Source organism: Stenotrophomonas sp. STEN029, from assembly GCF_056760015.1.
Genome location: NZ_JBRREC010000103.1, coordinates 1 through 16208 on the forward strand (window position 1 = coordinate 1; position 16208 = coordinate 16208).

General features: G+C 63.9%; 4 protein-coding genes. 1 reads left to right on the plus strand and 3 read right to left on the minus strand.

What is annotated here, in order from left to right; genetic code table 11:
• Positions 1–105: 105 nt before the first annotated feature.
• Together ACVOLI_RS17975 and ACVOLI_RS17980 are read right to left on the minus strand one after the other, a co-directional pair.
• Positions 106–1119, minus strand: a complete 1014-nt coding sequence (locus ACVOLI_RS17975; protein WP_481615428.1) for an OmpA family protein — start codon at positions 1117–1119, stop codon at positions 106–108.
• 10 nt (positions 1120–1129) lie between these two features.
• A complete protein-coding gene (locus ACVOLI_RS17980) occupies positions 1130–12250 on the minus strand; it encodes an SdrD B-like domain-containing protein (RefSeq protein WP_481615429.1) in 11121 nt (3706 codons plus the stop codon).
• Between the two features lie 1041 nt (positions 12251–13291).
• Between ACVOLI_RS17980 and ACVOLI_RS17985 the strand changes: the two genes are divergently transcribed.
• Positions 13292–14899 (plus strand): winged helix-turn-helix domain-containing protein, encoded by a 1608-nt coding sequence (locus ACVOLI_RS17985; protein WP_481615430.1) that lies wholly within the window; start codon positions 13292–13294, stop codon positions 14897–14899.
• Here ACVOLI_RS17985 and ACVOLI_RS17990 read toward each other — a convergent pair.
• Positions 14883–15986: a serine hydrolase domain-containing protein gene (locus ACVOLI_RS17990; protein ID WP_481615431.1), complete on the minus strand. Its 1104-nt coding sequence runs from the start codon at positions 15984–15986 to the stop codon at positions 14883–14885. The two genes, ACVOLI_RS17985 and ACVOLI_RS17990, sit on opposite strands and share 17 nt — an antisense overlap.
• Positions 15987–16208 lie beyond the last annotated feature (222 nt).

Sequence of the window (16208 nt, forward strand, 5' to 3'; positions counted from 1 at the left end):
GTTGTGGGTTGTGTGGTTTTTTGTTTCTCGTCTCTTTCTTGGCTGTGTTCCCAACCCACCCCCCCAATCTCCAACCCGGGTTTACCGCCGGTTTGCCTGCAGAAGTCAGCGCGTCGTATTGAATTTCACTTCCACTCGCCGATTTGGCAGCAGGCATTCGCGTAGCTTCGCCCCGCTCATGCCGTCGCAGGCCTGCACCTGCTCGCTGTCACCGCGCCATTGGTAGGTAATCAGGTCTGCGGCGACGCCCCGGCTGATCAGGTACTGCCGAACGGTCTGCGCGCGACGCTCGGACAGACTCTGGTTGTATTGGTTGGTTGGACCCTTCAGGCGGTCAGCGTGGCCGACCAACTGCACACCCGAGATGGTCCGCTTCTCTTCGTCGACACGGCGTAGCGTCGCGTCCAGCGAGCGCAGTGATTCAGGACGGATATGCCGTTGGGCGTCCTTGTCAAAATCGAACACCACGTTGGCGGTGAGCACCGCTTCCTGTGGCGGGACGACCGCAGGCGCCACCACGCATTGCCGTGCCAGCGCTTCGGCGTCGTTGGTCAGGTCTTCGGCAATCTGGATGTATGGCTTTGAATGCCGCCATTGCTGCTGGTTGAACTCGTTGCCCGCATGCACCAGCTCCACTTCACCACAGGCCACCGCCTGCTGCGCGCATTCAAACCCCGGGGTTCCGTGGATGACGCGCAGACGCTTCCACAGGTCCTCGCGCAAATAGCGCGCATCGTTCACCAACGGGGTATCCGTTGGCAGCGGTGACACGCCCCGCTCCATGCCGTCGATCAGCTTGACGGACTCATCCAATGCCAGCTGCGGGAAGTCACTGCGGTCGTTGCGGCTGTACTCGTGGAAGGACACGTCCAGCCAGCATTGCGCCTTGGACAAATGGTAGTCGCGTACCGGGCGGCCACCGTCATTCAGGGCCTGGATCCTGTCCTGGGTGGCCTGGTAACGCGAATGATCCGCGTACAGCGCTTCGTCGGTGATGCGCGCCTTCTGTGGCAACAACTCGGTCCGTTGCCCTGCGCCCGGCTGCTGCGCCAACAACGGTGTGGCGCAGGCCGAGCTCAACAGCATTGCAATGATCAGTCGCGTACGACGAGGTGTCATGTCGGGGTCCTCAAGGCTGCGCCGGCTTGCGGTAGCGGTTGTCGTCGCGACGGAAAAGATCTTCGTCGAATTTGAAACGCAGGCGGATGAAGGCGCCTTCGTCGGCGTATTCGTAACCGGCCAGATCCCGGTCGGCCTCGAAACCAACGAAGTTGTAGCCCGCCGACAGCCACAGGTTCTGCCGCAGCAAGCGTCCGATTTCCATGCCGTAGGCGTACTGGTTGCTGCCGTAGTCGCCACGGAAGGTGGTGCCGAGCACGCCGATATCCCAGTTCTCGGTGATGTCATACACGATCCGACCGGACAGCAGCACACCACGGAAGCCGTCTTCGACGCGGCTGCCGTCGTTGTAGGCGAAGCGGTCCTTCTGCCATTTGGCGGCGATGCGCCCTGTCAGCCACCACGGCCGCGACGGATGCCAGTCGGCATGGGTGGAGACGATATGCGCGGCGGTGCGGATGTCCTGGCCAACATCCTGCTGCGAGGCGCCATCAATCCCCATGCCGCTCTTGTCCGACTCCAGCTTGTACTCGTATCGGGCCAGCGCGTTGATCCGGTTCCGATCGGTATCGCGGTAGGCAACACCAAGCTGGAAGCGGTCCTGCATCACATCACCGCGCGATTTGTAGTCGGTGGCAAGCAGGTAGTTGCGCGCAAGCAGGGTCCAGTCACGGTTGAGCTTGCGGGCCCACATCAGCTGGAACAGCGTGGTGTTGAACTCCTCGTTGGTGGCTGGTGTGCTGTCCACATCGCCGGAGATGCGGTACTCCAGGCGCATGGCACCGCGCCACAGCGGGTTGGCGCTGTAATCCAGACCCAGGGCCAGTGCGGTGGAATCGCCACTGTCGCCTTCGTAGATCTTGACGTGCTCAGCGGCGGTGCTCAGGCGCAGGCCTTCGCGCACACTCCAGTCGTTGCGGATGCCCGAGGCCATCTGCACATCGCGCCCGGCAATGGCATCACGCAGGCGGTACTCGCTGAACACCTGGGTGTCCTTGAGGTAGGTGCTGTCGACACCGAACACCAGCGCATCACTTTCGCGATCGGTGGTGGTGATGCCATAGGCGCTGGTCAGGCCGGTCTGCTTCTCGTAGCGGCCATACAGGCGATTGCGCTCGCGCAGCTGGTAGTCAGCGCCAACAGCGACCCGGTTGCGGTCTTCACCATTGACGTCCTGCTCGTACTCGCCGCCCAACACCAGCTTGTCGGTGACTTTATAGCCAGCGCCAACATGCACGCTGTCCGACTCCAGCTTGGTGCCGATCGGCAGGCTGCTGCTAGGCACCGTGCCACCGCTGCGGATGATCGGCAAGCCGGTGAGCGGATCCAGCGGTTGCTGGCCATAGCCCAGCGCCCCGCCCGCCGATCCGGTGGCAAATCCGCCACTGAGGCCACCGCTGCTGCCGAACGGCGGCAGCGTCGACCACGGCGAGTAGGCACCGATGGTCTCGCGGATGCTGCGCACGCCCAGATCCAGCGTCAGCCGCTTGGTTGCATCGATACGCACGCCGGCACCGGCCGCATCGCGGTCGCCACCATCAGGATTGCGGTCCTCGCTGCGCATTGCCTCCACGTAGACCTGGAAGCGCGGATTGACCGTCCAGTTCAACTCCAGGTCGTACTCACCACGGCCGCCATACAACGGCGAGGACGGGTTGTTGAACGCAGGGTCACTGCGGCCGGCAAACATGCGCGCATCGAAGGCCTTGCCATCGTGGGCGAACTCCAGCCGGTACGCATTACCACTGATATCGCCACTGAGGTTCTGCAGCCCAGGCGTTGCGTACTGGTTGATGGAGTTGGTGTTGACCTCGCTTTCGGTACGGGCGGCCTCCAGCACCATCCAGATGTTGGGCCCAAAACGGAAGCCCAGGTTGGCGCTGCCCATCTTGAACGGTGCGAACGGATTCTCATCCTTTACGTAGGAAGCACCGGCCTCGATGTACTTGTTGACGCGGAATTGCGCATCAACACCGTACACCCAGAACTTCTCCGTGCCCTGGTCCAGCTCATACGTCACCCGCAGCGAGATCGGGTTCAACTCGCTGTCGAATGCAGGCAGGAAGCTGTTGAGCAGGATGCGCCCGGAGAACGGCTCGAAGCTGTAGTCAATCAACCGTCCCAGGCCACGGACATTGATGATGCGGCTGGGCTGGTTGCGGTCGCGGGTGATCACCTCCACCCGCTCGCTGCCTTCCAGCACGGCGCTGTTGCGCAGTGCATACGGGCCGCTGCCCTGGCTCGGGAACTCATCGATCACCTGCCGCAGCGAATCCTCCATCGCGAACACATTGCCGCGCACGCGCTTGCCTTCGAAATGCCAGCCGAAGCCGGTCGCGGTGCGGTTATAGATACCCAGGCTGCGCATCACCGCTTTGCCGCTGGCACTGATGCCGGTCTGCGTGGTCAGCGTGTCGCCGGTCTGGAAGTCGCCGTACATCATGTAGCTGCGGTTCTTGTCGATACGCACGTACAGGCGCTCGGCCGAACGTGCATCGAAGCCTCGCAGGGAGGAGTCGCCATAGACCGGATAGAACTCTTCCGGCTGGATGTCGCGCAGCAGGCGGCCACGCACTTCCTTGTCCGAGTCGTAGGCGGCGGTCAGCAGGTATTCGCCCTTGATCTTGCCCTTGACGAAGAACGCGGTGCGTGCGGCCGCATTGGCCTTGCCGCTGTTGAAGTTGCGCTCCCAGCGGCGGATGTCACGGTCAAAGCCATCATCACGCCGCGCCGTGTCCAGCGTCGCGCCGTTGCGGAAGTTCACCACGCCCTCGACCAGACCAGTTGCCAGCAACTCGCGCATCTCCGGCAGGAAGCTGACCGTGTTCTCGGCGCTGACCCCGCCCGAGGTGATGCGCACCAGCACGTCCTGCGGCACGTCCGGTGCCAGCAGGTCGAACTCAGCGCTGCCGTTTTCTATCGGCAACTGGATGCCCGGCGTGCCGCGATCGGCATCCAGACGACCTGGCCCAAGCTCGTCGGTGCGACCACCAACCAAGCGCACCCGGCCACCGCTGTACTCGATGGTGGCAAAGCGCTTGCCCGCCAGCAGCTTGCCATCGGCGCCCAGCAGCTGAACCCGCACATGCACCGGTGACTGGCCATCAGCCGGCACACCATCGCGGTCCACGTCCACCCGCAGCGTATCCACATCCGTGTTGACGCTGTAGTCGACCGCGCCGGATTGCAGGTCGATCGGCTGTGGTTGCGCTTCGCTTGACGCCAACGATTGCGGGTTGGCGACGACACCGGACGACAAGGCACCGTCGAAGCGGTGGCTGTCTGCCAGCGTCGGCAAGGCACCTGTGCTGGAGCTTGCTTGCCCGCCGGCAGCCACCGGAGCGGGCGGTGCGTCCGACGTGTCGCCTTCGGTCCCGGCGGCATCAGCGCTGACACCACCTTGCACCACCGAACCATCCGCTCCGCGCTGCGCAGGCTGCAACCGCAGCGTGCCGCGCGGAGCAACAATCCCCGGCATCTGGTTTGCCGAATCGGTGGCACCAATCGGCGCACGCAGCGGTTGTGCCTGGAAGCTCAGCGGCAGCCCCGGCAGCTCAGTTTCCGGCGCACCAACTTCACCCTGCGTGCGCCGTGCCTTGACCTGCTCCAGCACCTCGTTGGAGCCGCTGCCCTCGATGAAATCGGCGCGATGCAGCTCGCCGTTCTTCAGATCGATGAAGAGGCTGTCCGCATCGCCGAGGTTGCGGTTGCTGCTGGTGATCAGGCGCGAGCCACGCGGCAAGGTACTGGCATCCACCTTCAGCGTGTGGCTCTTCGGCGGCAGGCCACAGTAGCTGTACTTGCCTTCCGAATCGGACACCATCCAGGTGCCGTCGTTGAAGTAGAAGCGCACGCCCGGGATGCCGATCTCCTCACGGTCCTGCATATGGTTGTTGTTGCTGTCCACATAGATCTTGCCCAGGACGCAGGCCTCATCGGTGAACACGCCACCCGTCACGCGTACCCGGTACTGCGCCGGGTTGGAGGTCACCCCGCCCGGATACGGTTGCAAGGTGCCCGGATCGACGCAACCACCGGCCGTGGAGCACCCATGTGCCTGCGCGCGGTTGATGCCGTCACCCTGCATGGCGCCCACGCCAACCCGCACGCGGTAGGTCAGCAGCTTCTGCTGGCCCAGGTTGATGCTGCCTACGTTGAACACCAGGCGCGGGCCCGGCTTGCCATACGGATCGGCGATGCCACCGCCATCCACCCGCGCCGTCCCGTTGATGTAGGTGAAGCCCGGCGGCAGGTTGTCGATGACATTCACCGTCTGCAGCGGTTCACCAGCGGTCTGGCGGATGCTGATGGTGTACAGCATGGTGTCGCCGACCTCGACCACCTGCTTGTCACCGGTCTTGCTGATCACCAGGCCCGGCGCCACCGCTGGATCCAGCGGCAGATGGTTGTGGACGATGCTGGCCGTGGCCGAACCGGCAAACAGGCCCAGGAAGTACTGGGTGCCGGTGCCCACCGGCGCGGTCGGCGCGTTGGCCTGCGGCTGCACCTTGTAGGTGGTACCCGATATGCCGGGCGGCGACAGGCTGTTGGCTTCAGCAGGAATGAGCGCCGAGCGGAAGGTATAGCCCGCCGGCGGCGTCACCGTCAGCTGGAACTCGCAGCGACTGGGCGCAGCCGGTCCCAGCAGGAACTGGTAGTAGCCATCGCTGCCGACCGTCATCGAGATCTGGTCACCGCTGATGCTGTAGCCGCCCTGCCCGCCATTGAGCACACCGGTAGCCGGATCGTAGCCAGCACACATGCCCACCGGCGCCAGCGTCACGATTGCACCTGGCACCGGGTTGCGGGTAACCGCGTCATAGACCACACCACTCGGGTCCACCGGCAGACTCTGCTGCGGCAGGTTTTCGCCAGCGCGCAACACCACTTCCAGCTGGGTGATGCCGTCACCGTCAACCCGACAGGTGCTGCTGGTGCCGTTGTTGATCGCGTTGCCGGAGTTGCACGGTGCTGGCGGCCCAGCAGCGGTCTCGCCGGTTACCGGGAAGCCCCACAGCACACCGCTCTGCGGATGACGGAAGCGCACGTCATAGCGCGTGCCCGGCAGCAGATCGTTGAAGCGGTAGCTGCCATCGGCACCGGTGCTGGCGGTACGGATGACCTGGTTGCTGGCCGGGTCGTACAGCTCCACGGTCCAGTTCGGCAGGCGTACGTCACCGGCGTCGAGCAGCGCATCATCACTGCCGATATCGAACCAGACCGTGCCCGACAGCGATGCCGCATCCTGCACCTCGGTCATCAAGCGGCAGGCATTCTGGGTGATTGCCGGATCACAGACCGGCAGCTGGGTGATGTCGCCATCAAAGGCGCCCTGCTCGGCGGGCGATGGCGCATGGTCGGCGTCTTCACCACCACCGCGGACGATCACCGCGTTGTGGATCGGCGACGCCGCTGCGGCGGCAGCACTCACAGCCACATTCACGGTGATGGCGTCGGGTGACGTCGCACCGCTGGCCAGCACCGTACTGCTGGTGCAGCTGAAGCGGTCCGCGCCGGGCGCTCCGGTGCAGCTCCAGGCGTTGCCACTTGGTGTCGCGGCCAGTGTTACACCCGTGGGCAAGCGGTCATCCACCTGGTAACTGCCCGCCGTCGGCTGCGGGCCGATATTGCGTACACGCACGCTGTAACTAGCCGCATTATTGACGGTGAAACGCGTCGGTTGCGCGCTCTTGCTGACCACAAGATCCGGCGTATCGGCTACCTCGCCGAAGTTCTGCTCGATCGATATCTGACCCAAGGTCAGGGTGATCGCACTGATTGCCGACGGCACCGTGGATACCGGAGTGGCAAGCCCCATCGACGCACCGTTGACGGTGCCGGGCGTGGTGATGCCGTTGGTGGTATCCGGTGGCTGGGTCGGCTCGGTCACCGTATAGGTGCCCGGGCGCAGGTTGTCGAACAGATAGGCGCCATTGGCATCGGTCACCACACTGAGTGGCGTCACGGTCGCAGACAGGTCGTCGTTGCCGGTGAGCTGCAGGGTGACATTGGCAATGCCTGACTCACCCGCGTCGATGATGCCGTTCTTGTTGTTGTCGTAATACACACGACCGGCAATCGACGAACTGGCGATTTCACCGAAATTGTTGTCGATGCTCGCCTCGTCAAGGTCCAGCACGATGGCGCTGATCACCGAAGGAGTGACGCTGACCGCGGTGGCGGTACCGCCGGTACTACCGGCAACCGTGATGCCGTTGCGGGTATTGGCGGGCTGGTCGGGCTCAGCGACGGTATAGGTGCCCGGCACCAGGCCGGCGAACAGATAGGCACCATTGGCATCGGTCGATTGGCTCAGCGCCACCGTCCTGTTGTCGCGGTCGGTACCACTGAGCTGGATGTCGACCCCGGCGATGCCGGTTTCGCCATTGTCGATGAGGCCGTTGTTGTTGGCATCCAGCCAGACCTTGCCGGCCAACGAGCTGCCCACCGGCTCTTCACCAAAGTTGAAATCCAGGCCCTCGCTCGCGCCGATGCCGAGGCTTAGGTCAATCTGGCTGATGCGATCGGTGGTCGATGGATCACCCGCTACCGCGGTTCCGGGCACGCAACCACTCGGGCACGCCGCCCCGTTGATGGTGCCGGGATTCACCGCCGTTGCGCGGTTGCGGTACGCACCCGCAGGCAACGGTTGGCGCAGCGTGTAGCTGCGGGCAGGGTCGAGATCGATGAACTGATAGGCGCCCGTCGCGTCGGTGGTGGTGGTCCGCTCCACGGTCGAGGTGACGGCATCGAGCAGCTCGACGGTTGCACCGGCAATCGCCGGGTCGCTGCCGACGGTACGCAGGTTGTTGAAGTCCGCATCCACATACACGAAGCCTGCCAGCCGTGCATTGTTGAACTCGGGGAAGTTGTAGCGCACGCCATTGCTGTTGACCGGCACCGGAATGGCACTGTAACTGGAGTTCGGCGTGCCTGCCGCGTAGGTGCCGCCGAGCGACGGCGCCAACGGGCCGCTGGTCGGCGGATCCACCGGGCCGTTGGCAAAGCCCAACGGCTGGGTCTGGGCGACGTTGTAACCACTGGCATTCGACGGTGAAAGATTGCCGAAGCTGTAGTCACCATTGGCATCGGTGGTGGTGCCCAGGCTGACCGCATTGCCATATTCGTCGGTGCCGGTCAGCGTCAGGCTTACATTGGGGATACGCGGCTCCACTGCGGCAGCCTGCGGAACACCGCCGTTGCCACCACTACGATCACGGTCCTGGAACACGGTACCGGCCAGCGTGGACGCGGTGACATTGATCGGGGCGGTGGCGGTATTGTTGCCCGCATCGGTGTCGACCTGCTCGGTGCCTACGGACGCCGTATTGATCGCATTGCCACCGGGTGGAAGCACATCCCAACGCACCGGGATGATCACCCGCACGCGCCCGTGGTTGGCGCCCTCGGAAGTCACGTCGCCCACGTTGCAGATGACGTTCTGCCCGTTCTGGCTGCAACTGCCAGTGCCGTTGGGCTGGTCATCCGGCAGGCTGGCAATGTCCGGCCCGATCTTGCGCCAGGTGATCGGCGTGCCGGTAACCACCATGTTCGGCGGCAAGGTGTCGGTGATCACCGTACCGGTGCCATCGAGCGGGCTGGTGCCTGTGCGGTCGCGCGACAAGCTGTTGCCCGGGCCATTGTTCTGCACATCGAACACCCAGAAGAACGGTTCGCGTATCGATACCGTGCCCAGGACCGGTGGCAACGCAACACTGGGATCAGGATCCGGTGGCGTCAGCCTGGATACGGCGCGTTTGCTGATGAGGAGGTCGACCTTGCTGCGGATGGCGGTGGTCTCGCCTTCGGTGTTGTTTGCCGGATTGCGCTCCGGTTCCGCGGAACTCGCCACCGCCACATTGTTGATCACATCACCACCAGCGCCCGGCTGCGACGAGTACTGATAGCGGAGATACAGGGTCGATGTCGCATTGATCCCGATCACCCCATTGGTGTCGCTATCGGGGAAACCTGCGCCGGGCACTTCACATTCCACCGTGATCGGGCTGCCGGTGGTCGGATTGCTGCCCGCGGTCATCGGGCACCTGATCATCGAGAATGGCCCGTTCGGGGACGGCGAGCCCCCCAGGAACTGCAGGGTCTTGTTTGCTTCCGGGGTGATGGTGTCGGTGATGGTGACGCCACTGGCTACCGACGGCCCCAAGTTCAACACAGTCACACGGTAGGTGATGAAGTTCGCGCTGGGGTCGTTCGGATCGTAGGGCAAGGGATCCACGCCGCCAGTGAAGCCGGTGTCATCCTTGTTCACCACCAGGTCCACGTCGCCAACTGCCACGTTCAAAATCGCCGATTTTTCGTCATCGGCGGAGGTTGCAATGGTGTTGTACTCGAAATCACCATTGGCGTCGGTGCCGCCGCTGGGATCCGGCGTGCCGTCACCATCACGATCAAAGAAGAAGTCTGCCGTGTTGGTGTACACGCGCAATGGACCACCGATGATTGGATCGTCCAACGGCCGGATCTGGACGGTCATCGTGTGCTGCTGGCCACCAGGTATATCCAGCGGCGTACAGGTCAGCACCAGCGTGCCGGCCGCCGCGCCATTCGAGTTGACATTCAGCAGACCACCGGTGCCCGCTGTTACCGTGACACCGCCAGTGACGGACGGGACACACACGGTGCTGCCACCACCACTGCGGGTGTCGTTGACCAGGGTGAAGCCCGGGTCATCGGCGCGCAGGTTGATCACATCGCGGAACACCACGCCTGGCGCCAGTGACGGCCCCTCATTGCGGTACTCGATGCGGTAGATGCTGTCCACGCCAACGCTGCCGGTGGTGCCGGTGGTGATGGTCTTGGCCTCGGTTTTCACATTGGACACGCGCGGCACCCGCACATAGTCCGAGCCGGTGTTGTTGCCCGGGTTCACCTCGCCCGCAGCACCGGGCACCGACGGATCAATGCCTGCGCCCGCGGTATTGCACCAGGAGCCTGCCGGTGCGGTGGTGGCACCACAGGTTGCCGCAGGCCGCGAGGCGCTATCCGCCAAGGGGCCGGCAAGGGTGACCACGATATCGGTCGGGGTATTGGCCGGCAGTGGCGTTGTCCCGGATTCGCAATGCAGGCCACCCGACGCACTGACCGAACAGGTCCAGTTGGCCGGTGCCTGCACGGTGGCGGTGGTGCGCCCAGCCAGGAAGCCCGGCAGCGTGTCCTCGACCACCACACCGGTGGTGGCATCCGGGCCGGCGTTGCTCACGGTGATGGTGTAGCTCATGCCGGTGTAGCCGATCGGCAAGGTATTGTCAGCCGTCCCTACGCCGTTGGTGCGCTTGACGATACTCAGGTCGGCGCGCAATGGCGAAGGCATGATGCCAGCGCCATTGCAATCGTTGGTGTTGTTCGGATCGCCAAGGCCACTGCCAGTGCCCGGCTCGAGCGAGTTGCCGCTTCCGCCGGTGCAGGCGGTGTTGGTCAGCGTGGAACCTTCCGCCTCGGGATGGGCAAAACTCTGCAACCGCAGCGGCGCGGCACTTTGCCCCATCGCCAACGGAAATTGGTCCGGGTTGAGGTCGCAGGTGACCACCTGCCGCGTGCCGGCAACGTAAGGCGTCGCCGTGCAAGTCCAGGGCGTGGTGTTGGACGGGACGTACTCTTCGCCGATTGCCAGCGTATCGATCACCTGCACGTCGCTGAGCGCCGATGCCGGCCCCTGGTTCGTTACGTTGATCGTGGAGGTGATGATGTAGCCGCTGCCGGCCGGAGGCTGGCCCGGACCAGGCCAGGTCGGTACCAACTGCGGCGCCTTGGTCTTGCCAAGGCTGAGGTCGGCACCGTTCGGCAGCACGGTGAAATTCGCGCTGCTGTCGTTGTTGGCGGTGTTGGCGTCGGGCAGGCTGCCGCTGACGGTTGCAGTGTTGGTCACCGGTCCACTGCTGCCCGGCCCCGTCAGCGGCACGCGGGCAACGATGGTGAACGTTGCACTGGCGCCGACCGCCAAGGTGGCCGGGGCTGGCAGCGAACAGCCATGCACCGTGTTCGCGCCGGTGCTCGCACAACTCCAGCCAGGCGCACTGGCGCTGCTTTCGATCAGGAAGCCGGCCGGCATCGGATCGGTCCAGCTCACATTTTCGGCTGGACTCGGGCCGTTGTTGGTCACCGTCACCGTGAACGTGATCAGCTCACCGGGCAGCGCCGGGACCGGCGTCGCGGTCTTGTCGATGGCCAGGTCGGCGCCGGCAGCAATGCTTACAACGGCATCATCGGTGTTGTTGCCGTTGTTCGGATCAGGCGTACCGACCGCATTGACGGTGGCGGTATTGACCACGCTGCCACTGGCAACCCCGACCTTGCCTTTGAAGGTATAGGTTGCGCTCTGGCCCACGCCAAGCGCGCCGGCATGGGTGCCGTTCTGGTTGTTGAAGGTCCAGCTGCCGGCTACCGCCTGTGCGCTTCCGGGGACGTAGGTAACACCGCTGGGCAAGGTATCGGCAACATTGAAATTGGTCGAGACGTTCGGACCGTTGTTGGTGACGGTAATGGTGTAGGTCACTTCACCGCCGGCAACAACCGGATCGGGCGCGGCACTCTTGGCCATGCTCAGATCGCCGGACTGCGTCAGGGTCGTGTTCTGCGTTGCGATGTTGTCGCCGGCATTGGAATCCCCAGCAAAGAATGGATCAGTTGGTTGCAGACTGGTAAGCGGCGTGCCGGCCGCTGGCGCAGGTTGCCGTCCCACCGCAGCGACGATATCAACGGTACCCGGCCCGAGCCCGGCGGTGCTCACCTGCAGGTTGATATCAAACGAATCGCCGTTATTGAGCGTCGGTGGAATGACGCAGACCACGCGTGTGCTGACGACCGCATCTGCACTGCAGTAAGCAGGCAGGTTTACCGCAGTGGTTCCCGCCGGAAGATCGAATGCAACAACTGCGTCCGGCACTGCTTCAGGGCCGCCATTGGAGAGTGTCAACCTATATTCGATGATGCTGCCTGCAGGCACCGGGTCGACAACCTCGGAGAAAGCATTGATCCCAAGATTCGCCGCAGCAGCCAGCGGCGCCCAGCCCAGCAGCAACAGCAGGAGCATCGAACCAAGAAGATGTTTTCCCCAACGGCGCGCAGCACCATCAGGCCGTACAGGAGCAACCGCCACAAGCAACTGCGACATCGCACCTCTCCAGAACACCCAATACACGAAGGAAGTCGCTGCCCATCACTCCCATGCAGCAGCGCTGAATGTCAGCATTGATCTACAACGATCCACAGCGCGAAGCGATCATCGCGATGCGCGATGGCGCCTTCCCACAGCCCTGAGCAACATGAATGCCCCTGCAACGAACGGTGCATGCAGATATGTGAAGCGAATGTCAAAGTACATGGCTTTTATTTTGCTGAATACACAGGTCTGCCCTCCAATTTTGATTGGCGAGGAAAACACGCGCGGGCAATCCCGGCTCGCAGTTCTTTTCAGTTTCATTACTGAAACTTTGGATTGAAGAACCAACACGCTCGCAGCAACTGGAGCGTCCCAGCAGCATCTTGGCGCCATAGGTTGAGATGCAGATTCCTGCAGCTCATTACTCAATGACACGCAGCATCGTCCTGCAAATCAACAAGCAGTCTGGATGGCAACACACAAACCGGAGACCTCAACAAGCGACACATACCGATGCGGCCAAGCATCGGCATCACCCCCAGCCGTTCTTACCTGTGATACCGACGCTGTTTGAGCTGTTGCAGCTCGTCGCAGCCGACACCTTTGGCTAGATTCATTTCTGAGAAGTAGTGCTGTCAGCATGCAATTCCCGGTTTCCATCGCGGACGCTTTCCTTTCTGCGCGGATCGTCGAGGGCAGCTATCGAATCGATCCTTCATTTGCGCGCGCCACGACGGCCCGGCGCCCAGCGCCCCTCCAGGCGACCTCCCCCTCCAGGACGCAAGCCCAGCCCCAATCGGTGGAATGAGCGGAGTGCACGTCCTCTGCCACTCGGGTTTCGCCTGTTAATCTTGACCACCATGGATGTCCCCAGCACCCGCTGCCCCGCCGCGCTCACCGTCCTTGCACTGCCCATGGCAGCTGCAATACTGCGTGCTGGCGTGAGCAACGAAGATGGCAGCGCACCCGCATGGCCGCCTTCCACGGTGGTGCCTATGCTTCCCACCTTTTCGCTGCCGCGCCGGCTGCCCCGCTTGAGACCACACAGCTCACATGCCTGATCCTCAGCCCGGCACGCCCCTGCACTACCGTCTCGATGACCTGCGTATCGACGTGGCGCGGCAACGCGTGCTGCGCGATGACGGCCAGGTATTGGATGTCGCCGGGCTCAGCTTCCGGCTGCTGCATTACCTGCTGACCCAAGGCACCCGCGTGGTCGGCTTTGATGCCCTGATCGCAAACATCTGGGCACCGGCAATCGTCAACGAGGAAACGGTGACCCAACGCGTGCGCCTGCTGCGCCAGGCCTTGGGCGACAACGGCCGACAGGCACGCTACCTGCGTTCGGTACGCGGGCAGGGCTACCAACTATGCAGCGAGCCGGTGGTCGAGGACGCGTTTGTGGCATCCACGCAGCCAACCGCATCCGCTCCGACAGCCACAAGACAGCGTCGCATCGCAATCACTGCGGGCATTGCCCTGCTTGCAACTGCTGCCGGCCTGGTCTGGTGGCGCTGGCCAGCCCCCGCAGCGCCCGCGACGTCACCGCTACTGCAGCGCGCCGACTATTACGCGGGCATCGGTCAGCGTGAAAACAACGAACGTGCCATGGCCTTGTACCGCCAACGCCTGCAGGAAGCGCCAGACGATGTGCTGGCACAACTCGGGGTTGCCCGCGCCCTCGCCGCCCGCACCTGCCTGTACAACGGCAGCAGCGAAGATGCCGAGCAGGCGCAGGCCCTGGCCGAAGCTGTGATCGCCCGCCAACCGAACTTGGCTGCCGCCTTTGCAGCGCTGGCTTACGGCCACGATTGCAGAGGCCAGATCCAGGCCGCGCTGAGCGGCTACGAGCGCGCGGTGCAGATCGATCCGGGCGCCGATTCCAGCCGTGCGTCGGCAGCCTATCTGTATGCACGCCAGGGACGCTTGAGCGACGCGCTCGCCGCCAACATGGCGGTTCGCCATCCCGGACGGGTGCGCTTCTGGGAGCTGCAGGTCGCCTCCAACCTCGACCTGCTCGGCTACACCGCGGCCGCGGAAGCCCGTTATAAACGCAGCTTCCAGTTGTACCCGGACAACGTGTTTTCCAACATCGCCTGGCCGGAGTTCCTCCACGACCACGGCCGCAGCGGCGAAGCGCAGGCCGCGATGGAAGAAGCCATCGCGCGCGGCACCGAGCACGCCCAGCTGTATCTGCTCGCCGCCGAGCTGGCACTGCAGCGCGGCGACCTCGACGCCGCGCGCAATGCGGCGCGGCAGGCACGCGCGCTCAAGCCACATGCCAGCCTGCCAATGACAATGGCGTGGATCGTGGCTGCGGAAACCAAGCCAGCTGCGTCCGTGCTGCTGGCCCGCTCGCTCGAGCTGCGCTCCGGGTTGGGCAAGGGTAGCGATGCGCAGGACGGAATCGATGCCGCATTGCTGGCCAACCTCGCCGGCGACCGTGATGCCGCGCTGGCGGCACTACAGGCCGCGGTGGCGGCCGGCTATCGCAATGGCAGCTATCTGCGGATATCACCATTGCTGGCCGAGCTTCGCAGCGATCCAGGCTACGCACAGCTGCTGCAGACCATCGATACAGCGGTGACCGCCGACCGGGCACGGCTCATCGCATCCGGTCAGCTGCCAGCCGATGCCCAGGCGGTTACGGCAACGCGTTGAGGATGTAGTCCTGCAGCAACTTCTGGGTTTCCTGGTGCATGCCGCGCTGGTTGAAGCGGGTGCGCGTGACCACGACCACCAACTGCTTCTCCGGCACCACGAATACCGCATTGCCGCCATTGCCGGACATCGCCCAGGCATGCACCGGCTTGCCGCCTGCGCTGAACGGGAACCGCCAGATCTGGTAACCGTAGTCGGCATCAAAAGGAGTCTGTGCCGCGGCCTGGGTCATGGCTTGCGTCCATGCGGCGGGTAACACCTGGCGACCTTTCCAGCGGCCATTGTCGATCAGCAGCTGCCCCAGCTTGGCCAGGTCACGGCTACGGTACTCGGTGCCACCGCCGCCCATGCCGACGCCTTCTGACGAGCGGTTCCAGACCGACACCTCTATTCCAAGTGGGCGCTCCAGCACTTCGGCGGCAAAACGCTGCAACGGCATATGGCTGGCACGCTCGACAATGGCCCCGAGCAGGAAGGAGTTGGCCGTGCAGTAGGCGAAGGCACGCCCGTGCGGACTATCGGCCGGCCGCTTGGTCCATGGCGCATAGCCGCGCTCCGGCAGATTGAGGGTGAAGCCGGTCCAGTCGGCGCTGACATACATGCGCTCCTCATGCCCGGCGGAGTACTCGTTGTTGTCATCGCACTCCCACTGCGCGCTCATCGTCAGCAGATCTTCGAGCGTGATCGCGTTCTTGAACGCACCGGGGTGTGCGGGCGTCCTGTCCGGGAAGAAGCCCAGCACCGGTGCCTTCACCCCGCTGATCATGCCGCGGTCGATGGCCGCGCCGACCAGCATCGCGGTCACGCTCTTGGTCAGCGAGCGGGTGTTGTGCAGGCTGCTGCGGTCGGCGCCGTTGAAGTAGACCTCGTGGACCAACGCGCCGCGATGCACCACCAGCACGCTGGTGGTATCGGGTGCCTGGCCGCCCTTGATCGCGGCATCCAGGGCGCTGAGCTTGCTGGCATCCAGTCCGTGCCTGGCCGGGTCGGCGACGGTCCAGTCATCGCTGGCTGGCGGGGCGGAGGCGGCGGAGGCGGCTCCAAGCAACAACGCGGTGAACAAAGCAAGGCGGATCAACAGTGACATCGGGGTGCTCCATGTGTGGAGCGTCCAGCCGAACATTCGCTTGGATGAAACGCCTGATGCCTGGATGAAGATTTATGAAGTTGTTTGCAATCAGTGGCTTGGCAGAAAGGCAAAACCGGGGTCAAAACCGGGGGGAGGGGGTGGGGGGCGTGTGAGTCAGAGCACACTGGGGCCGGCTAGTGTGGCGTGTCGTTTTGGGTTTGATGGTTGTCGCGCGGGGCA

Coding starts and splice junctions, on each gene's coding strand:
- ACVOLI_RS17985 (WP_481615430.1), top strand. CDS start 13,292: ATGCCTGATCCTCAGCCCGGCACGCCCCTGCACTACCGTCTCGATGAC.
- ACVOLI_RS17980 (WP_481615429.1), bottom strand. CDS start 12,250: ATGTCGCAGTTGCTTGTGGCGGTTGCTCCTGTACGGCCTGATGGTGCT.
- ACVOLI_RS17975 (WP_481615428.1), bottom strand. CDS start 1,119: ATGACACCTCGTCGTACGCGACTGATCATTGCAATGCTGTTGAGCTCG.
- ACVOLI_RS17990 (WP_481615431.1), bottom strand. CDS start 15,986: ATGTCACTGTTGATCCGCCTTGCTTTGTTCACCGCGTTGTTGCTTGGA.